The following is a 22,038-nucleotide window of genomic DNA, read 5'->3' as shown; positions in this document are numbered from 1 at the left end:
CCGATCGCGCGCTCGGTGGCGTGCGACTCGCGCCGGGGTGACGCCGGGGTGGATCAACCTCGGCCGATGGGCACCCGTTCGCTCCACGCTGCCGCCTTGGTCGACGCCGCGGTTGACGTGGGCGGCACGGGGACCCGCTGTGCCAGGACCTGGTCGACGCAGGTGGGCTCGAAGCCGTGCTCCACGCCGCATGTCCCGGCCGCGATATCGAGGTGGGGACGCTCCCGAGGGCTTTCGGCGGCTTCGGGGCCACGGTGCGCGAGGGCGACCGCGCCGTGCACGCCATACCGGTCAGGGGCAAGCGCCTGTTCCGGGTGCGGCACAACAGACCTTGAAGGGTCGCGGTGGCGCCGGGTCGGGCGTGGGGCCGGTGTGGACAAGGAAGGCCTCGGTCCGATCGGTCCGGTGCTGGACGCGTTCGGGTCGGTTCTCCACAGTCGCGACCAGGTCGTCGATGCCGTGGACGGCTAGGTCGCCCAGGCCGCGTTGCACGTGTGACCACACGTGTCCGACCGGGCTGGGCTCCGGTGTGCGGCCGGTGGTCTGATCACGTGCAACCAAGGACGCGCGGCGATCGGAAGGCGCACGGCGGCGCTGGTGTGGGCGTCCAAGAGGCAGCACGACCCGCCCGGCCCTTTCGACGCCGACGCCGACGCGCCGCCTGCCCGCCGTCGCCGCCGCCAGGCGTGGACCTCGTTGGTCGACACCCGCGGCCGCAGGGCGACCTCGGCGGCGCACACGTCCCGGACGAACAACCCGGCCGTCCGCGATCGGACCGCTTCGCGGGTGGCTCCGCCCTGCTCGGACGGACCGCCTCCATCCGCGCGCCCCACCACTTCGGGATGCCCAGTTCGGGGCATGGTCGACGCGGACACGCCGTGAACAGCACGATCGACCCCCGCCATTCGAGATCTGCAGCTCGTGGGGTGGGAGCGGGCGGTCTCCCCCACTCCGCTGGCGACGCTGTCTTCGGCGCTGCGCGACGGGAGGGCCGGCCGCGACTACTGGGCGACGTAGCCGCCGTCGACGGGGAGGGCGACGCCGATGACGAAGCCGGCCGCGGGGCTGCACAGCCACAGGACGGCTTGGGCGATCTCGTCGGCGGTGCCGAGGCGGTTGATGGGCTGGCCTGCTTCGGCTTGGGCGCGGTCGAGTTCTCCCTTGGCGATCATGTCGTCGACCATGGGGGTGTCGATGGTGCCGGGGCAGATCGCGTTGACGCGGATGCCGCGTGGGGCGTATTCGAGGGCGGCGCTGCCGGTCAGGCCGATCACGCCGTGTTTGGTGGCGTGGTAGGAGGCGCGGCCGGGGATGCCGACGAGGCCGCCGAGGGAGGAGCAGTTGACGATGGCGCCGCTGCCCTGGGCGCGCATGTGGCGCAGCTCGTGCTTCATGGACGCCCAGATGCCGCGGAGGTTGACGGCGTTGACGCGGTCGAACTGTTCGGCGCTCTCGTCGGCGGCGTCGGTGGGCGGGATCTGGATGCCTGCGTTGTTGTAGGCCATGTCCAGGCGGCCGAAGGTGTCGACGGTGCGGTCGACGGCGGCGGCGACCTGGGTCTCGTCGGTGACGTCGCAGACGATCGCGAGGGCTTGGTGGCCCGCGGCGGTGAGCTGCTCGACCGCGGCCGTCAGGGCGGTTTCGTCGATGTCGGCCAAGGCGACGGCGGCACCGGCTGCGGCGAAGGCACGGGCGGTGGCCAGGCCCATCCCGGAGGAGGCGCCGGTGACGAAGGCGACCTGGCCGGTGTAGTCGTAGGTGGGGTTCACGGACGCGGCTCCCTTGGGTGGGGTTCTGGTGGGTCAGGCGGTCTGGCCGCCGTCGACGACGAGCGCCGTGCCGGTGGTGAACGCGGCGTCGTCGGAGCACAGCCACAGCACGGCGGAGGCGATCTCCCCCGGTTTGCCGAGGCGGCCGACGGGTTCGTCCGCGATGAGTCCGGCGCGGCCACCGGGGTGGGTGTCGCCGAAGCGGCGGATCATCTCGGTGTCGATGATGCCGGGGCAGACGGCGTTGACGCGGATGCCCGCGGCGGCGTGGTCGAGGGCCGCGGAGCGGGTGAAGCCGATGACGCCGTGCTTGGCGGCGGCGTAGGCGGCCTGACCCCGGAAACCCTTGACGCCCGCGCCGGAGGAGACGTTGACGATGGCGCCACCGCCACCCTGGGCGAGCATCTGCCGGATCTGGGCCCGTGCGCAGAGGAACACGCCGGTCAGGCTGACCCCCAGGATGCGGTCCCAGTCGTCCTTGGCGGTGTCGGCGGCCGATTGCACGGGCTGCTCGATGCCGGCGTTGTTGAACGCGACGTCCAGGCGCCCGAAGCGTTCGACGGTCCGGTCCACGGCAGCCCGCACGTCGTCTTCGCTGGTGACGTCGCAGGTCAGGGTGAGGACTTGGCCGTCGTCGGCGGAGATGAGGCGGGCCGTCTCCGTCAGCCCGTCGGTCGACAGGTCGGCGAGTGCGACCTGCGCGCCGGCGCGGGCGAACGCGAGGGCGGTGGCGCGGCCGAGACCGGAGGCGGCGCCGGTCACGAAGGCGACCCGGCCGGTGAAGTCGTAGGTCGTGTTCATCGGGTTCCTGTCCTCTCGGGCAGCGGACCGACGTCGTGCCGATCCGCTGCCGACCTGATGTCGGTCGTTCAGGCGGTGGACGGGGCCGCGGCGTACTCCTCGTCGGTGACGGGGGTCAGCCAGTGCACGACATCGTGGTCTGCGTCGCCCTCGTTGATCGCCAGGTGGACCATCAGCCGGTTGGGTGCTGCGCCGTGCCAGTGCTGTTCATCGGCCTCGAACAGGACGCGGTCACCGGGCCGGATGACCTCGACGGGGCCGCCCCGGCGCTGGCACAGGCCGATCCCTTCGGTGACGAACACGGTCTGGCCCAGGGGGTGGCGGTGCCAGTGGGTGCGCGCGCCGGGCATGAAGTGCACCAGGTTGGCGGTGACCCGCGACGGGCTGGGTGCCGCGGCGACGGCGTCGATGTAGACGTCGCCGGTGAACCAGTCGGCGGGCCCCTTCGCGGTGTCGATCGAACTCCGGGTGATCTGCACGGTCATTCCTTCTCTGTGAGCGTCGGGGACGAGCGGTGCACGGGTGGCCTGCGAGCGATCAGGGCGTGAGGAGGACCTTGACAGCGCGGCGTTCGTCCATGGCTTCATAGCCCTTGGCGACCTGGTCCAAGGGCAGGGTGAGGTCGAAGACCTCGCCGGGGTCGATCCGGCCCGACAGGACGCGGTCGATCAGGTCGGGCAGGTAGCGGCGAACGGGGGCGGGGCCGCCGCGCAGTCCGACGTGGGAGAAGAACAGTTCCTGCCCGTCGACGACGACGTCGTGGGGGACTCCGACGAAGCCGACGTTGCCGCCGGGCCGCGCCGAGCGCAGGGCCTGGCGCATGGCCTGTGCGGTGCCGACGCACTCCAGGACCGAGTCGGCGCCGATGCCACCGGTGAGGTCCTTGACCCTGGCGACGCCGTCCTCGCCGCGTTCGGTGACGATGTCGGTGGCGCCGAACCGCCGGGCGAGGTCCTGCCGGGAGGCGTGCCGCGACATGGCGATGATCCGTTCCGCGCCCATCTCCTTCGCCGCGATCACCCCGCACAGGCCCACCGCGCCGTCTCCGACGACCACGGCGGTCGAGCCGGGCCTGACCTCGGCGGCATCGGCCGCCCACCACCCGGTGCCCATCACGTCGGAGACGGCCAGCAGACCGGGCCACAGCTGTTCGCCGGGTACCTCGTCGGTGGCGACCAGGGTCCCCTGCGCGTTGGGGATGCGCACGTACTCGGCCTGGCAGGTGCTCATGAACTCGCGGTGCAGGCAGTTGGACTGGAAACCGTTGCGGCAGTTCGCACAGGTGTTGTCCGAGGTGGCGAAGGACCCGACGACGAACTGGCCCGGCTTGACCGAGGTGACCTCGGCGCCGACCTCCTCGACGAATCCGACGTACTCGTGCCCCATCGGGTGCGCCTCGCCGATCGGCTCCAGGCCGCGCCAGGGCCACAGGTCCGAACCGCACACGCAGGTGACAGCCGTGCGGATGACGGCGTCGGTCGGGTGGAGGATCTTCGGGTCCTCCAGGGTCTCGAAGCGGACATCGCCGGGGGCGTGGATCACTGCTCCGCGCATGGATTGCCTTTCGTGTCGGGGCGACCGATACCGGGGCGTACCGGCCGCCGAGTGCGGTCCCGGGCCGTGCGCAGGTCGGCGCGAAGCGGTCCACGGGCCCGGATGCGAGCGTTCCACCGAACCGTGGTCACGGCCGGACGGAAGTGCCGTGCCATCAAGTCAAGCCGCTCTTCGCCCGCTCAGCGAGTCACCACGAAGGGGTGTACCGGCAGTACACCCCTGGGGCCATGCGCGATACGTACCGTGGACGTCGTGGACAACAGCCAACAGGTCCGCGAGTTCCTCACCTCGCGGCGAGCGAAGATCACCCCGGAGCAGACAGGGATGCCTTCCGGTGCCCGTCGACGCGTTCCGGGCCTGCGCCGCAGCGAGGTCGCGGCCCTGGCGGACGTGAGCGTGGAGTACTACGCCAAGCTGGAGCGCGGCAACCTCGCCGGCGTCTCCCCCTCGGTCCTCGAAGCCGTCGCCCGCGCGCTGCGGCTCGACGACGCCGAACGGGCCCACCTCCTCCATCTGGCGCAGGCCGCCGACGGCTCCGACGCCCTCACCCGCCCCCGCCGCCGCACCCTCCGGCAATGGACCCCGCACCGCAGCCTGCAATGGACCCTGGACGCGGTCAGCGCCGGGCCTGCCTTCGTGCGCAACGGCCGCATGGACCTCCTCGCCACCAACCAACTCGTCCGCGCCTTCTACGACGACGTCTACGCCGCACCCCACAACCACGCGAACCTCGCCCGCTTCCAGTTCCTCGACCCCGCCTCCCGACGCTTCTACCCCGACTGGGACCAAGCGGCCGACATCGCCGTCGCCATCCTGCGCACCGAAGCCGGCCGCGACCCCCACGACAAGGACCTGCACGACCTCGTCGGTGAACTGTCCACCCGCAGCGACGACTTCCGCACCCGCTGGGGCGCCCACGACGTCCGCCACCACGGCACCGGCACCAAGCGCTACCACCACCACGCCGTCGGGGAACTGACCCTCGCCTACGAAGGCCTCGACATGGCCGCCGAACCCGGCCTCACCCTCACCATCTACACCGCCGAACCCGCCTCCCCCTCCGACGAGGGCCTGCGCCTGCTCGCCTCCTGGGCCGCCACCCGGGAATCGATCTCCCCCACAAGGCACCCACTCGGTTGACAGCACCACCGGCGGACGATCCCCGCCACTGGCACAAGGGCGCCGGCCACCGGTCGACTTGACCCGCACTGCCCGGCGAACGACCGGACCTTCCTCCCGCGCACGAGCCGACCGGTCGCGCGCTGATCGCCCGAACCGGAGTACGCCGCCGGGGAGCACGGGAGAACTCGGCGCGGGCTTCCGCTTGGCAACGCATCTCCAGTCGGGTGAAGTCGGCCGGTGAGCACCCGTGGACAAGCCGATCGGGCCCGCCCGTCAGGGCGAAGAACTACGGGAAGCCGGTCATCGCAGTAGGCGAAGGGCATGGCGACGCACCCGCGCGACCTGGCGGCCGCCGAGGCGTTCGACACGCTGTGTGAGGTGTCCCGTCGCACAACAACGAAGCCGCATGACATCGCCACGGTCGTCCTCGATTCCGGCGTCGGCGAAACAGCCGCCCCTGTCAGCCGACGCCGGGGAAGCCGTGTCAATCGGTATCGGCCGCGCCTTCGACCGCAACCCCACGACCGACACGTCCTCGGCCATCGATCCCGCCAACCGGAAACGAACGACGTCCCCGGCTCGCGTCCGCACCCACTGTCCTATCCGGAGCAATTCCGCAGGGTTCGGACCTACTTCGCGGCCCCGGTTCGCCTGGCCGGTCGCGTGTGCTCGGCCACTGTCGCGCAGTCTCGGTCGTCCTGCGGAACATGGCGGATTCTCGTGTGGTCGCCTCGACCAAGAAGCATCGGACGGGGCTCACCCCAGGGCGTGTCCGCCGGAACATCTGATCGAATAGTGGTGGGCTGACCGATGCGGAGTGGGCAATCCTGAAGTCGTTGCTTGCGGGCAAGCCGATCGCACAACCGCACGCCCACCGGAAGTGGTCCAGCACGCCGGTCGACCGGGTTTGATCCGCTCGCCCCGAGCGGCACCCGACCAGGAGAGCCGACCTCGTCATCGCGGTGTTCCTTTTGCAGGGCAACAACTGTGTGCCACATCCGGTGGTGCGTGCGAACCCGCGTGCGGCGCCTGCCGAGTGTCGGCACGGCCGTTCCCGGTGTCGTCGAGGACCGGAGGGCGGGTTCACGGCGTCGTGTTCCCGATGGTCGCTCCCCCGGTGCCCGTCACCGCGTGGTCGGTGCCGCGGCGCGAGCAGCGAGGAAGTTGCGATCACGTCCTCGCGCGCCAGCGGGATGAGCAAGTCCTTCGCATGGCGGAAGCCTGCCGTGTCGTGCTGTTCGGTGGTGGAGTCCAACGCGGCCTGGAGGACCAGGCGCCCGGAGGTGGCTGCGCTCGATCCTGGTGATCGGCCGTGGACGACCAGGAGACGCCCGGCGATCATCGAACCTACCATCGACGACGATCCCCGGGGCCGTGCGCGCGTCTGCGCCGGGTCGGCGACGATCGGGGCTTCGTCCGGGAATTGCGGAATCCGCTCCGCGCCATCCTGGGCGACCCGCACGCGACCGGTGTCGTCGTCCACAACCTGCGAGCACGCGACACGGAGATCCCGCCCTGCCAGGAACTTCCGCTCGCCACCTCCCGAGTGGTACTCGTCGCACACCTGAAGTGCGACTGGGCGATCCCGCAGGACTCCGTCGAGCGCCGCTGCGCTCCATCACGTCGACAGTGGATCGTGACCGCCACGTTCCACTGCCTCCGGTGCACGATCTCGCCGTGGTGCCGGTGGCAGGCATCAACCGGCCCGCAGGCCTCGTCGTACACCACGCCCATGGCCTGCATGCCGCGTCGGGTACGACTGTTCCTGCCCGATCCCCGCCGTCCACCTGACGCCGGACACCGTGCGTGGGGCTGGCCAACGGTCGGGATGCCGCTTTCGCCCAGCGGCCGGAAGGTGGCACACCGGAGCAGGTGGTGACCTACAACATCCGCAAGGAGCGATTCTTCAGCCACGACATCCGGGAAGACAGCAACCACTTCGCCATGAACCCGGCCCAGACGATCATCGAAGGGGACGGGCACGGCGGCGAGACGCCCTCCATTTTCCACTACTACATCAAGCCGGGCACGAACAAGGTCGACACCGTGAAGATGTTCAAGCACCGGAGTTCCTCCGACACGGAATCGGTGCACCCGCATACCGCGTTCATCAACGACACCGACCTGATCTTCAACAGTGACGCGGACGGCAACGGCAACGTCTACCTGCTGGAAAAGAAATAGACGATCTCGCCTCTCGTGACACCGCTGCGGCCGGGACCACCGACCCGCACCCCCGGCTGCGCGGTGAACGTCCCGCCGCGCAGCACCGGGGACCACGGTGCTCCGCCGGACACAGCCGCGGCACGATCCGCCCGCCGCGTTGATCCCGCTGTTCACCGTGTTCACCGAGCGGGAGAAAAAGTCTCCGACGCGATCGCGTCGAACGAGTCGTTCTCCGGACGGACGAAGACTTCCACCGGTCCTCGACTCCGCGCCGCGATCGCACTGCGTCCAGAACAGGGATGGAACGGCGGGGGCTGGGCGGGCCCCCGCTTGAGGGTGATGGGCAGGTGGATGGTGGTGCGGGCGAAATCGGGCAACGTGATCGGTCCGGCAACGGTCGCTCGGGAAGATCCGAGGCCGGTTGCCACCGGGCACGACGTGTTGTCCGCCGCCCCGAGGATCGCTGCCGATCGTTACGGTGAGCGTTCGGGGGGCGGACGGGAGTGCCTGTGATCAGCTTGGACCGGCTGGTGAACGTGCTGGGTGGCTACGGTGTGCGGTTGGCCTGCTGCCCGATATCCCGGTCGACGGAGTTGCGCAGCGTGGTGATGCGCGAGGCCACGGACTCCCAGGCGGTCGCCGGGGACGTGTTCCTGGCCGTGGGTGCGGAGTCGGTGCCCGCGGCCGTGGAGTGGGCGGTGGGTGCGCGGGCGGGCGTGGTGCTGGTGCACGGCGACGACGACGTTGTGGGGCCGGCCGCCGCGCTCGGGCGAACCGCTGGGGTCGCGGTGCTGGTGATCGATCCCAGGGTGCCGTGGAGCCAGTTGGCCGGGGTGGTCTACGGCCTGGTGCTGGAAGGCCGCGAGACCGAGTCGGGACGGGGCCCGACCGACTTGTTCGCGTTGGCCGACAGCCTGGCCGACGCGGTCGGCGGTGCGGTGACCATCGAGGACCGGTCCTCGACGGTCCTCGCCTACTCCGGTTCACAGCAGGGCGCCGACCAGGCCCGGTTGGAGACGATCCTCGGCCGACAGGTCCCCGACGGTCTGCGGGCGCTGTTCGAGGACCGAGGGGTGTTCGCCCACCTGGTGGCCCTCGACGAGCCGCTGTACGTCGAGCACGACCGGGAGCACGGTCTCACCGGGCGCATGGTGGTGGCGGTGCGCGCAGGCCGGGAGCTGCTGGGGTCGGTGTGGGTGACCTGCGGTGGTCCGCTGACCGACGAGCGGTGCGCCGCACTGGCCGACGGCGCCCGCACGGTGGCGTTGCACCTGCTGCGCTGGCGGGCGAGCGCGGATCTGGAACGACAGGTCGAGTCCGACCTGTCGATCCGCCTGCTGGAGGGGACCGTCGACGCCGCCACGGTCGCCAGTCGGCTGGGCCTGCCGCGGGGGCCGCTGAGGGTCGTCGCCGTCCGCGCGCACATCGCCGCCGAGCGCCATGCCGCGCTGCTGCTGGCCTTCGAGCGGGCCACCACGGGGTTCGGCTGGTCCAGGCCGGGACGCAGCACCCTGGCGGGCACCACGCTCTACACGATCCTGCCCGGCGAGCAGGCGGGCACGGCAAGGCAGTGGGTGGCCGCGTTGCGGACGGCGCTGCCCGCGCAGGTGGAGGTGACCGCCGGTATCGGAGGGACGGCGTCGGCGACCGAGCTGCCTGCGAGCCGACTGGAGGCGGACGAGTGCCTGGCGCTGCACGAAGCGCGCGCGTCGGACACCCCGCCCCCGGCCTACGACGAGTCCTGGGACGACATCCTGGTGCAGCGCATGCGCGCCGCGGCGCAGGCGGGACGGATCCCGACGCGGGGCCCGGTGGCGGAACTGCGCCGCCACGACGAAGCCCACGCCACGTCCTACGTGGCGACCCTGCGCGCGTGGCTGGAGCACCAAGGCGACCTGACCCTGGCGGGTGACCGGCTCGGCGTCCACCCGAACACCATCCGCTATCGGCTGCGCAAGATGTCCGAGGTGGCCACGTTGGACCTCGACGACGCGCGCAAGCGCCTCGCCATGATCATCGACCTCGCCGTCGCCGGACAGGACTGATCGACCCCGTTGTCGGATTCCTACAAAATCACCCCTCGAGGTTGACGGGAACGGACAACGGGCCACCGGGTGGTTCGGGCGAGGCTGGCTTCGTCAGCAGCACTCGTTCCTGTGGAGGTGGTCATGGTCGACGTCGAGCGCATCGACGGCGGACCTCGGTCGGCGGTCGTGGTCGGCGCGGGCATCGTCGGCCTGTCGACCGCGTGGTTCCTCCAGGAACGCGGGGTCGCGGTCACCGTGGTCGACCGCGCCGGGGTGGCGGCCGGCGCGTCGTGGGGCAACGCCGGGTGGATCGCCCCCGGCTTGGCCATCCCGCTCAACGAACCGGCCGTGCTGCGCTACGGCCTGCGGTCGCTGCTGAACCCGGCCGCTCCGCTGCACGTCCCGCTGACCGCGGACCCCGCGCTGTGGTCTTTCCTCACCAGGTTCGCGGCGAACTGCCGGTGGTCGTCGTGGACCCGTGCCGTGAACGCCAACCTGCTGTTGAACGCGGAGTGCGTCGAGGCGTTCGACGTGCTCACCGCCAACGGCGTGCACGCGCCCACCATCGCCGCCCCGATCACCGCCGTGTTCGAGACACCGCGCCAGGCACGGGGACTGCTGCGGGAACTGGCCAGGATGGCCGACGCCGGGCAGCCGGTCGAGCACGTCGAACTCGATCCCGACCGGCTGCGCGAGCACGTCCCCCTGGCCTCGCCCGCCCTCACCGCGGGGGTGCGGATCGACGGGCAGCGCTACATCGACCCCGGCGCTTTCGTCCAGGCGCTGGCCAGGGCGGTGGTCGCTCGCGGCGCCACGATCCGGCTGTTCGAGGTCGACGAGATCCGCACGTACGGCAACGGGGTCACGGTCCACCCGCGCACCGGGGCCGCCGTCCACGCCGAGGTCGCCGTGGTCGCCACCGGCGCCTGGTTGTCCCGGCTGGCCCGCCGCTGGGGGGTGCGCGTGCCGGTGCGCGCCGGACGCGGCTACTCCTTCACCGTGCCCGTGGAGCGCCCGGTCCCCGGACCGGTCTACCTGCCCGGCGTGCGCGTGGCGTGCACGCCCTACAAGGACGGGCTGCGGGTGGCGGGCACGATGGAATTCCGCGACCCCGACGCCCCCGGCTCCCACGCCCGCCTGGAGGCGATCATCGCCTCCGCCCGCCCGTTGCTCGACGGCGTGCGCTGGGACGAACGCCGCGACACGTGGGTCGGTCCGCGCCCGATCACCCCCGACGGACGTGCCCTGGTCGGGGCGGTGCGCGCACCGCGCGTCTACATCGCGGGCGGGCACGGCATGTGGGGCGTGGCCCACGGCCCGGTCACCGGGCGGCTGCTGGCCGAACAGATCACCACCGGCAAACAACCGGAGGCGTTGCGGGCATTCGACCCGCTGCGCTGAGGACACCCGTGGACACCGCGGAGTCCGCCGAACACGGCGGCACGCCGCTCGCCGCCGAGGAACGCGCCGAACTCGACTGGCTGCGCACGGAGAACGCGTTCCTGCGCGTCCAACGCGACGTCCTCACCCGCATCGCCACCGGTTATGCCCACGACGTCGAGGTCTTCCTCGGCAGGCGTGCGCCCGCGACCTCCGACCACCGATCCGCGGACCGCTGACCCGGTCCGCCGCTGTGCCCGCCCGCGTGCGGAATCGCGGGCACCTCCGCTGCCAGGGCGGTCCGGTCTCCCCCTCACCGACCTCCCCGGCAGCGCCTATCCACCCGTTCGCTCGACGACGACACGACGAGGTCCACCATGACCGGCACCCGAAGCGTCTGGCTGACCCCCGACGCACGACGGCGGCTCCGCGCCGAACTCGCGGGCTTGTCCACCGCCCGCACCACACCGACCCCCGGACCGCGCGACGAGCGCATCCGCCACATCCAGGAGTTGCTCAACAACTCCGCGATCGACCAGGACCCGCCCGATGACGGGATCGCCGAACTCGGGATGGTGCTCACCGTCCGCTACGACGACACCCGCGACACCGAGACCTTCCTGCTGGGCATGCGTGCCGTGGAACACGGCGACATCGAGGTCTACTCCCCGCAGTCACCTCTCGGCGGAGCCCTCATCGGGGCACGTCCGGGGGAACAGCGCGGCTACCGCGTCCCCGGCGGCGGCACCGTCCGCGTCACCCTGCTCGACGCCGTGCCCTACGGCCACCACGACCCCGACGGCACCTTGTGAGTCGTCTGCCGCGTGTTCGTAGGAGGAGGAAACGCGTTGCGTGGCAGCCGATCATGTCCGGTCCACCACACGCACCACTGCGGGCGCGGCCGGCACCGGGAAGTCGAACCGGGTGACCGGTTGGCGCCGAGCAGTCGGAACCCATCCTGGGCGGCGGGGTGGACTTCGTCGTGATCGGCCCGCGGTGCGGCCGTCACGAGGTCGCCTTCCGAGTCGGGGGCATGCGTTCACCACTGCGGACCCGCACGTCACCGCGACGCAGGAAGGCAGGATGACGATGGTGGTCGGCGATCGTACGGCGGGTGACATGCGTGAGGTGCTCCAGCGGATCTCGTGCGACGGCTCGGGCATCCGCGCTCGGCGGCCCTCCCCCGGCTGCCACATCCCCGGTCGGGTTCTCCACTCCCCTGAGAACCAGACCGGCCAGGGACGGTCCGGCCATGGATCGAAGCCACCACGGCAACAGGTTCAGCGGCGTCCCCTTGGCGGGCAAGGATTCGCAGGCGACGCGAGGGCACACCGTGTACGCGGAATTCCGCGCGGTGCACGCCGCGGCGGACCACGCGTCGGACCAGCTGCGGCTGATCTTGCAAGTCCGCCGGCGCGGTCCCGAACCCCGCGCTCGACACGTACGGGCGGAACGGGTCTGCGGCGACGCGGGCGGCCGAGACCATCCGGGCCACCACGGCCCCGGTGCCGGGGAAGGTGTTCCTCGCACCAGCGGAGAACGTCACCGTCGGGCGCGAGGTGCGTCATCAGCGCCACGTGGCCGCCTCACCCAGGGGATCGGCGCTCAACGTCCTGCTCGGCGGCGAGCAGGACGGCGTCCTCTTCGGCGGACGGGGGCCGGGCCCGTTGTGACTGAGCTCCTCAGTTGGCCGGTTGAGTGCCGTTGTCGGCCGGTCGAGCGTTTGGGTCGGCTGAAGAACGCCGCGTTGCACGGGTGGTCTGTGCGGGAGTAGTGGGCGTGTCCGCCATCAGGCTTGCGGGCGGTGTGATGTGCCGGTCGGGCGGTTTCGGCCAAAGCCTGAGCGGCCTGCCACTCCCCTCTCGGCCGCAGAACCGCGAGTCTGGCCCGCGGCGAGCTGTCCGCGGTGTTCTCCACCCTGTTCGTGCGCCTTCCCGGCCTGCGGTTGGCCGTGGAGCAGACCGACCTGCGCGTGCACACCGAACGCGTCACCGGGGGCTGCACACCCTGCCCGTCACCTGGTAGACCAGTCACACCGCTGTCATCACCGACACCCCTGACGTCGGTGATGACAACGTTGACATCAGCTGTCGTGTCGCTCTACCGCTCCACACCGTCGCCCTGCCATCCGGTCCCTGCCGAAGGATTCCCGAATGCGACCCTGGAAGTCCCTGCTGCACGTCGCCCTGACCCTGACGATCCCCGCCGCGTTCCTGACCGCCACCGCCGCACCGGCGTCCGCCGCGACCTCGTGGACGGTCGCCGGGCCCTCCACCGACTCCCCCACGTCCGCCTTGGTCTCCCTCGACAACGGGACGCCGACCTTCGGCGTGTCCGACCGGGGCCGCACCGTGCTCTCGCCGTCGCCCATCGGCATCGAGACCGCCACCGCCGACCTGACGAGGAACCTGACGTTCACCGCTCGACGCGACCGAACGATCACCGAGGCCTACACCATGACGACCGGCAAGCAGCGCAGCCGGTCGACCTCCTACACCGAGACGACGCTGTCGTTCACGGGCGTCGACGCGGCGCGGCTCGACGTGGTGGTCCGGGTGTCGAACACGGGCGCCGCCTACCGCTACGTGCTGCCCGGCAGCGGATCGGTGACGGTCCGCCGCGAGGCGTCCTCCTGGACCTTGCCGACCTCGTCCAACGCCTGGGTCGTCCCACCCGACAACGAGGATCAGGGCGTGTGGCTCCAGACCACCGCGGGCGGCGCGCCGGACAACGACTACCGGGTGCCCGCCCTGTTCGAGGTCGGCGGCACCTTCGCCCTCGTCGCCGAGACCGACCTGGACGGCCGTTACGCCGCCGCTTCCCTCACCCACCGAGCCGGGTCCGGCACCTACACCACCTCCCTCGCCGGCGGCACGGTCACGGCGAGCCTGCCGCTGTCCACACCGTGGCGCACAGCCGCCATCGGCGACCTGCGGACCGTCACCGAGTCGACCATCGTCGACGACCTCGCCCCGCCGTCCAGGGTCGGCGACACCTCCTGGGTCAAGCCCGGCACGGTCGCGTGGTCGTGGCTGACCGAGCACGCCAGCCCTTCCAGCGCCGACCGGCAGAAGCAGTACATCGACTTCGCCCAGCGCAACGGCTGGGGCTACGTGCTCATCGACGAGGGTTGGCAGTCGAACTGGGCTCCGGAGGTGATCGCCTACGCCAAGGCCCGCGGCGTGCAGGTCGTCCTGTGGTTCAACTCGGCCGACCTCCGGACCGCCCAGCAGCGGGAGAACTGGCTGCCGTTGGTCAAGAGCTGGGGCGCGGCCGGGCTGAAGATCGACTTCAGCTACGAGTACACACAACCGACGTTGCAGTGGTACGACGCCGTCCTCGCCCGCACCGCCGACCTCAAGTTGATGGTCAACTTCCACGGCACCGCCACGCCACGCGGTTTGCAGCGCACCTGGCCGCAGGTCATGACCGCCGAAGCGGTGTACGGCGCCGAGCAGTTCCACAACCGGGCCGCGCTCAACACGATCCTGCCCTTCACCCGCAACGCCATCTCCAGCATGGACTACACACCTGTCGTGTTCAGCATGACCGACCGCGACACGACCGACGCCCACGAGCTCGCCACCGCGATCGTGTTCGAATCCGGCTGGCAGCACGACGCCGACAACCCGGCGGCCTACGAGGCCCGACCGGAGGCGTTGCGCGTCCTCGACCAACTGCCCGCCGCCTGGGACGAGACCAGGCTGCTGGGCGGACGTCCCGGCCAGGAGGCGTACCTCGCCCGCCGCAACGGATCCAAGTGGTACCTCGGCGGCGTCTCGGCGCTGGCCCAGAAGACGTTCCAGACGCCGTTGGGCTTCCTCGGCTCCGGGCAGTGGCTGCTGGAGACGGTGCGCGACGGCACCGGGACGCTGCTGCGCGAGACGCGGGTCGTCACGAACTCCGACACGCTCTCGGTGCCGATCGCGACCCGCGGCGGCTTCGCTTCCGTGGTGTGCCCCTACGTCAACGGCATGACGACGTGCGGTTCGGGCAACTCCGGTGGCGTGTTGAAGGGTGTCGAGTCCGGTCTGTGCGTCGACGTGCCCGGTGGCAGCACCACCAACGGCACCGCGGTCGCCCTGTGGGACTGCAACGGCGGCACCAACCAGAGTTGGACGTCCACGCCGTCGAAGCAGTTGCAGGTGTACGGGACCAAGTGCCTCGATGTGAACGGCGCGGGCACCGCGGACGGGACGATCGTGCAGATCTACGACTGCAACGGTTCCTCCGCGCAGGAGTGGACCGTCGACGACAACGGCGGCCTCGTCAACACCGGTTCCGGCAAGTGCCTCGACACGACCGGTCACGGCACCACCAACGGCACCAGGCTGGCGATCCGGACGTGCACCGGCGGTGCCAACCAGCACTGGGCCAGGACCGCGACGCCGGGCCTGCTCAAGGGCGGCCAATCGGGCCGGTGCGTCGACGTGCCGAACAGCGACCAGGCCAACGGCACACGACCCGCGCTGTGGGACTGCAACGGTGGCGGGAACCAGTCGTGGACGTCGACGTCCTCCAACCAGCTGATGGTGTTCGCCACCAAGTGCCTCGACGCCGCCGGGGGCGCCACCGCCGACGGCACCGCGGTGCAGATCTACGACTGCAACGGTTCCTCCGCGCAGCAGTGGCGGGTCCGTTCGGACGGCTCGGTGGTCGGCGTCGGCTCGGGCAAGTGCCTCGACGCCTACGACAACGGCACCACCAACGGCACCCGGCTCATCCTGTGGCCCTGCGGCGGTACCGCGAACCAGCAGTGGGCCCGCGGCTGAGTCCGGCCGGTCCGGCCTGTCGGCGACGGCAGGTCGGACCGGGTCTGACGGCGGTTCCCGCGCACCGGCCGCAGGCATGATCGTCCGCGGCTTCTTCGACGACCTCACCGAATGAAGGTCGGTCTTCGACCTTTCGTCCTTTGTGGACCTCGCCCTGCTCGGACACGTCGACATCACCGGTCCACCTGGTACCCACCATCAGCGGGACCACGTCGACCCGCGACACCGGCCGTCCGAAGGGCGCGGAAAGCCGACTCCACCAGGTTGGTGGGAAACGCGCCGTCGGAACGATGGCCACTGGGTTAGTGTCCCGCGTCGGCGGTTCGTCGGCGGTTCGTCGGCGATTCGTCGGCGATATCGTGCGAGTGATCCAGGATTTCGTCGGCGGTCTTGCGCCAGAGGAATGGCTTGGGATCCTCGTTCCAGTCCTGTACCCACTCGCGGATGTCTTTCTCCAGCGCCACGACGCTGTTGACAGGCTCTCGACGACCGGTCCAGGATGAGAGCGCTCTCACGTAAGGAGCCTCGGGCAGGACGAGTCGATGACCCGGTTCTGCCGCCTCGGTTTCAGGCACCGCCTCCGCCGCGCGGTGAACGGTCTCGTCCACGGTGTCGACACGGAGGTCGTTTCATGCGCAGACGCCTGGCCACGCTGGGTGCGGTCACCGGACTGCTGGTCACCCTCGCCCCTGCCCCGCCCACCACCGCGGCGCCGGATGGTCGCGGATCGGACGATCAGGTCACGCTCGTCACCGGCGACAGGGTGACGTTATCCCGCACAGGAGTCGGCATCGTGCCCGCGCGTGGACGCGAGCACGCCATGTTCGCGATCACCACGACCGGGCAGCACCGGTACGTCATCCCGGCCGACGCGGAGCCGCTCATCTCCGCGGGGCGGCTCGACAAGGCGCTCTTCGACGTCAACGCCTTGCGGGAGTTCGGGTACGCCGACGCCACACCGGTCATCGTGGAGGGCACCGGCGGGCAGTTCTCGGCCGCCGGTCCACAGGACGGCGTGACGCTCGACGCGCTCGTCGCCGGGCACGACAAGGTCTGGCTGGACGGCAAGAAGAAGCTCAGCGCGCAACCCGGCGTCACGCGGATCGGCGCACCCGGTGCCTGGCAGGCGGGTTTGACCGGGACCGGCGTCAAAGTGGCCGTGCTCGACACGGGTGTCGACGAGTCCCACCCCGACATGGTGGGCAGGATCGCCGCGACCGCGAACTTCTCCTCACAGCCGAGCATCGACGACACGGTCGGGCACGGCACCCACGTCGCCTCGATCATCGCGGGCAGCGGCGCCGACCTCGGCGGCAAGTACACCGGCGTCGCACCGGACGCGTCACTGCTCATCGGCAAGGTCTGCGAGAGCAACTACTGCCAGGACTCGGCGATCCTGGAAGGCATGCGGTGGGCCGTCGACCAGGGCGCCGACATCATCAACATGAGCCTGGGCACCCCGTCCGACAGCCCCGGCACCGACCCGATCGAGCAGGCGGTCAACGCCCTGTCGGCGTCGAGCGGCGCGCTGTTCGTGGTCGCCGCCGGGAACTCCGGGCCCGGTGGGACCACGCTGGGCAGTCCGGGTTCGGCCGACGCCGCCCTCACCGTCGGTGCCGTCGACGCCGCGGATGCGATCGCACCCTTCTCCAGTCGCGGACCGCGGATCGCCGACGGCGCCGTCAAGCCCGACGTCACCGCGCCCGGCGTGGACATCGCGGCCGCGAAGGCGGCCAACGGCACCATCGGCACGCCGGTCGCGGATCCCGGCTACGTGGGGATGTCCGGTACCTCGATGGCGACCCCGCACGTGGCGGGTGCCGCCGCGCTGCTCGCCCAGCGCCACCCCGACTGGACCGGGACGCAGCTGAAGTCCGCCTTGGTGGGATCGGCCGAGCCGACAAAGGGGTCGAGCGTCTTCGCCCAGGGCTCAGGGCGCGTGGACGTGACGAGGGCGCTCACCCAGACCGTCGACGCGGAGCCGGCGAGCCTGTCCTTCGGCGTGCGGACGTGGCCGCACGACGACGACGAGCCCGTGGTCGAGCAGGTCACCTATCGCAACACCGGTACGGACCCGGTCGTGCTCGGCCTCGCTCTGGAAGGCACGGCGGCGCAGGGCGGCATCACGGTCTCCCCCACCTCGCTGACCGTTCCGGTGGGTGGTGAGGCGACGGCGACCGTCACCGCGGACACCCGCGGCACCACGAAGTACGGCAAGTACGAGGGTGCGCTGGTCGCGACCGGAGGCAGCACGCGGGTGCGCACCCCGGTGGCGCTCACCGTCGAGGACGAGAGGTACCGGCTCGACGTCACGACCCTCGACTCCCAGGGCGCACCCGACTCGTCCAGTCTCAGCGTCTACCGGCTCGACCAGGCGGGAACGCTGGTGGACCTGGTCACCGACGACGAGGGCAAGGGCTCGATCCGGCTGCCCAAGGGGATCTACGGCATCACCGGCTCGATCTCCACGCGCACCGAGGTCACCCTGATGGTCTACGCCGACCTTGCCCTGACCGCCGACGCACAGGTCTCGCTCGACGCCAGGGAAGCCGGGCCGGTCGACATCTCCCTGCCGGAGGACCCGGCGGCGGTCGAGCAGATCGGCACGATCGCCCTGCGTGCCAAGGGTTCGGTCATCGGCGCCGGACTGAGCTACGAGTTCGCCTCCTTCGGTGGCTTCTCGGGAGGCGGACGCGCGTTCCGCGTAGGCCGGACAGGTGGCGCCGTCGCGGACGGCCGCGTGACCGGCTACCTCGACTCCCACTGGCGTTCGGGCGCCGATGGGCTCTACACGCTGGGCTGGGACTGGCCCGCCCAGGTGCCGAAAGGCGTCCACAAGGCGGTCACGGCGTCCGCGCTGGAACTGAGGAAGACCACGCTGCCCCCTCACCCCGAGGGCGGCCACACCTACATCGAGCCGTGGTCGGCCGGCACGCGGTCCGACCACAGATCCACCTTCGGCCCCGCGATCGACATCACCGGCGTCACCACCCTGCACCTCCACGCGACCCCTGGTTCCAGCGGCACGCGGTGGAGCTACACCTACCTCGACTACGACAAGTCCTGGCAGCAGACCCACGCCGCGTGGACGCCGTTCACCGCCTTCCGGGCAGGACGCACCACCACGACCAGCGCCATGACACCGGTGCTCGGCCCGACAGCGGTGACCGTCGGCGACGGGTTCGACCTCCGACGCGTCGGGGACGCGCTGGTGCCCGGCTACCCGCTGCTGTACGGCGACGCGGCGGGCAACCGCGGCGCGGTCCCGATGGCCGAACCCGAGAAGACGACGCTCACCGACCTCGGCACCGGTAGGCCGATCGCCGCGGATCCCAACGGCACCTACCCGTTGCCCGCCGACCGCACCCGCCTGCGACTCGACGTCGCCGGTGCCCGCGCCGACACGGCCGGCACGAGCACACGGGTCGAAGCGGTGTGGGAGTTCACCTCGGCACACGCCGACGGCACGGCCGCCCTCCCGCTGTCCGTGGTCCGCTTCGCACCGAAGCTCGACACCACCGGGGCGGTACCCGGTGGACGACGCTTCGCCGTGCCGCTCCGGGTGCAGCAGTACGACGACAGCGGCGCCGGCACGATCCGACGGATCACCGTGGACGTCTCCTACGACGACGGCAAGACCTGGGCCACAGCCCCGGTGCTCGGTGATCACGCCTTGCTGCGGCACCCGCGGGGGCCGGGCCACGTGTCGCTGCGCGCGTCCGCGGCGGACAGCAGTGGCAACACCTCACAGGTCACCGTGATCAGGGCGTACACCCTCAGCGAGCGGTGAGGAGATGGTCCTGACCACAGGAGGACATCCCCGTGGGCCTCGAGTGCGGGCGGCAGCGTCAAGACCCCGAAGATCAGGCAGGCCGCGCCGGTGACGTCCGGTTCCCCGTCACCGGCCGCGGCTGCCGCCGCGAACTCCGCTCCAGCGCGATGTCCTGGTCGCGCGGCGCATCCCATAGGCCGTCAGTCCTCGTCCAGCGCGCCCCGGTGCGGCACCAGTTCGCCGGTCGGCGCGACACGCCCGCGTGACCACTCGTCCATCCGGACCCGGCCAGGCCGGTAGAAGGGGAAGTCGACCGCATCGACCACGCGGTCCACGCTGAACGGGATCCCGCGCTGGTGGACCACCTTCCACCGGGGATCGCCTACCGATCCGGTCGCGTACCGGGACGCGGGCGACGCTGACCGTGGTGTTCGGCGTCGGCCCTTTCCGCAAAACGATCGCCGGTGTCGCGGGCGATTGCGAAGCGCGGTCACGCGACCAGGCCCAGCCAGGCCGCCGCGAATGCGGCGTGACCAGCCGGTGTGGGTGCACGCCGTCCTCGGACCAGTGTTCCGGTCCGGTCGTGGCGGCGAGTTCGGTGAACATCCTGTCGGCGGCGAGCAGGCGCGCGTCGTACTTGCGAGCGAGTTCGCGCGTGGCCTGGATCTTCGGGTCCAGGTCGGCGCGCCATTCCTTCCTCTTCCCCGTTCCGATGCGAGCGCGCGCGACACCGGCTTCGACGACGTCGTGGATCGGCAGGAGGAACGGGTCGATGAGGATCAGTTCCATGCCCGCCTCGGACAGCGGCGCGAGCAGGCAGTCACAACCCGCCGCGAACTCCTCCACTCCGATCACGTACCCCTGGGGGCCGAGCGTGTGCCAGCCCATGTCGTTGACCCCGACGAGGATCGACACCACGTCCCGGTGCGCGTCGAGCACGTCTGTCCGCCAACGGGCTTCGAGGTCCATCACCTTGTCGCCGGCGTTCGCGGTGTTCAGCCAGGTCACGGGTCGGTCGGGGTGCCGGAAGCACCAGTCGCCCGCGATCCGCAGCGGGTAGCCGCATCCGGAACGATCCTCGTCGACCGGCCGCCGGAGGTCGGTGATCGAATCGCCGGTGGACATCACGGTGCTCCCTGGACGGAGGATGATCGTCATGTGCGTGTTCCCAACGTTCCTTGGTGAGTTCATCGCGTTGCACGATGTGGCGAGGTGACCCGGAATTCAGGGCGCGGTGACGGGTTCCGCGTCCGAGTCCACCGGCAGCGGGAGGGAGCCGCTTCGGAAGGGAAGCGCAACCAGGACAGCGCTGCTCAGGAAGATCGCCGCCGCGTTCCAGAACACCAGGTGGTAGCCGGCGAGGGGTGGCTTCGGTGATCGTCGCCGGCTGTGCCGCGGTCGCGGCGTGGGTCGAGAGGTGCGTCGCGGTCGCCGTCGTGGCGAGTGAACTGAACACCGCCGTCCCGATGGACCCGCCGATCTGCTGGGCGGCGGTCACCATGGCGGCCGCCACTCCGGTGTCGTGCGACCGGACTCCACTGGTCGCGGCGTTCTGCACCGGACCGAAGATCAGTCCGAATCCGATGCCCGTGACGAGCAGGGCCGGCAGTACGGCTCCGGCGTAACTGGAGTCGGCCCGGATGCCGGTGGGTGTTGCCATACCGATCGCGGACAGGACGCAGCCGGCCGGGACGAGCGGCCGCGGACCGGTGCGCGGCAGGAGCACCGCTCCGGAGAAGACCGCTCCCGCCATCACCGAGCCGATCATCGGGAGGAACGCCATTCCGGTTTGCAGCGGGGTGAATCCCAGGGTGTTCTCGAGGTAGTGGCTGAGGAACAGGAAGACCACGAACATCCCGATCCCGGAAATCCCGAGTGACAAGTACGCCGTCCCGCGGACCCGGTCCAGGATCACCCGCGGTGACAGCAACGGATGTTCGGTACGGCGTTCGATCAGCACGAAGACGGCTACGAGCGCGACGCCCGCGATCACCGGGCCGATCGTCCGGACGTCGTTCCAGCCGTGCGTCTCGGCACTGCCCAGACCGCAGACGATTCCGACCAGGCCGAGCACCACCGTGACCGTGCCCGCGATGTCGGACCGAACCCGCTCCGGCCGATGGCCGTCGCGCAGGAAGACCATCCCGCTGGCAAAGGCGACCGCTGCGATGATCAGGTTCACGTACAGGCACCACCGCTATGACAGACCTTGGGTGAGGACGCCACCCAACAGCAGCCCGAGTCCCCGCCAGCGCCTGGGATCGCGCCGAAGATCCCGAACGCGCGGCCGCGTTTTTTGCGTCGTGGGCGAACGTGACCGACAGCAGCGACAACGCCGCTGGTGCGAGCATCGCGGCAAACGCGCCTTGGGCGATACGTGCGGCCAGCAACATGGTGAAGTCCCAGGCGGCACCGCCGAACGCCGATGCGACAGCGAATCCACCGACGCCGATGAGGAACAGCCGCTTGCGTCCGAAGAAGTCCGGCAGCCGACCGCCGAGCAGCAGGAGGCTCCCGAAGGCGAGTGCGTACCCGGTCAGCACCCGCTGCCGGCAGTCGACGGGAAACCCCGAATCGCGCTGGACGGTCGGCAGAGCGATGTTCACGATGGTGGAGTCCAGAATGTCCATCAGCTGCGCGAGACCGAGAACGATCAGGACCATCCACCGGTTCGG

17 protein-coding genes and 2 pseudogenes are annotated in these 22,038 nt (G+C 70.7%); 11 read left to right on the top strand and 8 right to left on the bottom strand.

Features of this window, described 5'->3' with window-relative positions:
* Positions 1–212: 212 nt before the first annotated feature.
* Positions 213–335, top strand: a complete 123-nt coding sequence (locus RM788_RS44885; RefSeq protein WP_315926801.1) for a hypothetical protein — start codon at positions 213–215, stop codon at positions 333–335.
* A gap of 666 nt (positions 336–1,001) precedes the next feature.
* On the opposite strand, the gene RM788_RS44880 is transcribed toward RM788_RS44885, so the two are convergent.
* The 4 genes from RM788_RS44880 to RM788_RS44865 all read right to left on the bottom strand — a co-directional run bounded on the left by RM788_RS44880 (position 1,002) and on the right by RM788_RS44865 (position 4,124).
* Positions 1,002–1,769, bottom strand: a complete 768-nt coding sequence (locus tag RM788_RS44880) for a glucose 1-dehydrogenase (protein WP_315926800.1) — start codon at positions 1,767–1,769, stop codon at positions 1,002–1,004.
* A gap of 33 nt (positions 1,770–1,802) precedes the next feature.
* Positions 1,803–2,570, bottom strand: a complete 768-nt coding sequence (locus RM788_RS44875; RefSeq protein WP_315926799.1) for a glucose 1-dehydrogenase — start codon at positions 2,568–2,570, stop codon at positions 1,803–1,805.
* A gap of 68 nt (positions 2,571–2,638) precedes the next feature.
* Complete coding sequence (locus RM788_RS44870) at positions 2,639–3,049, bottom strand: (R)-mandelonitrile lyase (RefSeq protein WP_315926798.1); 411 nt, start codon at positions 3,047–3,049, stop codon at positions 2,639–2,641.
* A gap of 58 nt (positions 3,050–3,107) precedes the next feature.
* The gene (locus RM788_RS44865; protein ID WP_315926797.1) at positions 3,108–4,124 is read right to left on the bottom strand and encodes a zinc-dependent alcohol dehydrogenase family protein; all 1,017 of its coding nucleotides are present in this window, start codon (positions 4,122–4,124) and stop codon (positions 3,108–3,110) included.
* Between the two features lie 252 nt (positions 4,125–4,376).
* Here RM788_RS44865 and RM788_RS44860 point away from each other — a divergent pair, with 252 nt between their 5' ends.
* The 8 genes from RM788_RS44860 (at position 4,377) to RM788_RS44825 (ending at position 15,591) form a co-directional block, all read left to right on the top strand.
* A complete protein-coding gene (locus RM788_RS44860) occupies positions 4,377–5,264 on the top strand; it encodes a helix-turn-helix transcriptional regulator (RefSeq protein ID WP_315926796.1) in 888 nt (295 codons plus the stop codon).
* Between the two features lie 1,788 nt (positions 5,265–7,052).
* The gene (locus RM788_RS44855) at positions 7,053–7,430 is read left to right on the top strand and encodes a hypothetical protein (protein ID WP_315926794.1); all 378 of its coding nucleotides are present in this window, start codon (positions 7,053–7,055) and stop codon (positions 7,428–7,430) included.
* A gap of 491 nt (positions 7,431–7,921) precedes the next feature.
* Entirely contained in the window at positions 7,922–9,457 is a 1,536-nt protein-coding gene (locus tag RM788_RS44850; protein WP_315926793.1) for a PucR family transcriptional regulator, read from the top strand.
* A gap of 123 nt (positions 9,458–9,580) precedes the next feature.
* Complete coding sequence (locus RM788_RS44845) at positions 9,581–10,840, top strand: NAD(P)/FAD-dependent oxidoreductase (protein WP_315926791.1); 1,260 nt, start codon at positions 9,581–9,583, stop codon at positions 10,838–10,840.
* A gap of 8 nt (positions 10,841–10,848) precedes the next feature.
* The gene (locus tag RM788_RS44840) at positions 10,849–11,058 is read left to right on the top strand and encodes a hypothetical protein (RefSeq protein ID WP_315926789.1); all 210 of its coding nucleotides are present in this window, start codon (positions 10,849–10,851) and stop codon (positions 11,056–11,058) included.
* A gap of 138 nt (positions 11,059–11,196) precedes the next feature.
* Positions 11,197–11,631, top strand: a complete 435-nt coding sequence (locus tag RM788_RS44835) for a GreA/GreB family elongation factor (protein ID WP_315926787.1) — start codon at positions 11,197–11,199, stop codon at positions 11,629–11,631.
* A gap of 693 nt (positions 11,632–12,324) precedes the next feature.
* Entirely contained in the window at positions 12,325–12,492 is a 168-nt protein-coding gene (locus tag RM788_RS44830) for a hypothetical protein (RefSeq protein ID WP_315926785.1), read from the top strand.
* Positions 12,493–12,972: 480 nt separating this feature from the next.
* Positions 12,973–15,591 (top strand): ricin-type beta-trefoil lectin domain protein, encoded by a 2,619-nt coding sequence (locus RM788_RS44825; RefSeq protein WP_315926783.1) that lies wholly within the window; start codon positions 12,973–12,975, stop codon positions 15,589–15,591.
* 302 nt (positions 15,592–15,893) lie between these two features.
* Here RM788_RS44825 and RM788_RS44820 read toward each other — a convergent pair whose 3' ends face one another.
* Complete coding sequence (locus RM788_RS44820) at positions 15,894–16,199, bottom strand: hypothetical protein (protein WP_315926781.1); 306 nt, start codon at positions 16,197–16,199, stop codon at positions 15,894–15,896.
* Positions 16,200–16,222: 23 nt separating this feature from the next.
* On the opposite strand from RM788_RS44820, the gene RM788_RS44815 reads away from it, so the two are divergent.
* Entirely contained in the window at positions 16,223–19,381 is a 3,159-nt protein-coding gene (locus RM788_RS44815; protein ID WP_315926778.1) for a S8 family peptidase, read from the top strand.
* 108 nt (positions 19,382–19,489) lie between these two features.
* Here the strand turns inward: RM788_RS44815 and RM788_RS44810 are convergent, their stop codons facing one another.
* A complete protein-coding gene (locus tag RM788_RS44810; RefSeq protein WP_315934905.1) occupies positions 19,490–20,488 on the bottom strand; it encodes a GDSL-type esterase/lipase family protein in 999 nt (332 codons plus the stop codon).
* A gap of 248 nt (positions 20,489–20,736) precedes the next feature.
* On the opposite strand from RM788_RS44810, the gene RM788_RS44805 reads away from it, so the two are divergent.
* A complete protein-coding gene (locus RM788_RS44805) occupies positions 20,737–20,988 on the top strand; it encodes a hypothetical protein (protein WP_315934999.1) in 252 nt (83 codons plus the stop codon).
* Here RM788_RS44805 and RM788_RS44800 read toward each other — a convergent pair.
* Positions 20,883–21,506, bottom strand: a pseudogene (locus RM788_RS44800) (MFS transporter); the annotation flags it as partial. The gene RM788_RS44805 and the pseudogene RM788_RS44800 sit on opposite strands and share 106 nt — an antisense overlap.
* Before the next feature lie 214 nt (positions 21,507–21,720).
* A pseudogene (locus RM788_RS44795) lies at positions 21,721–21,993 on the bottom strand (MFS transporter); the annotation flags it as partial.
* Positions 21,994–22,038: the final 45 nt, after the last annotated feature.

The sequence above is a fragment of the Umezawaea sp. Da 62-37 genome, assembly GCF_032460545.1.
Lineage (GTDB): Bacteria > Actinomycetota > Actinomycetes > Mycobacteriales > Pseudonocardiaceae > Umezawaea.
Note: the sequence above shows the minus strand (reverse complement) of the source record. Positions and strands in the feature narration are given on the sequence as shown.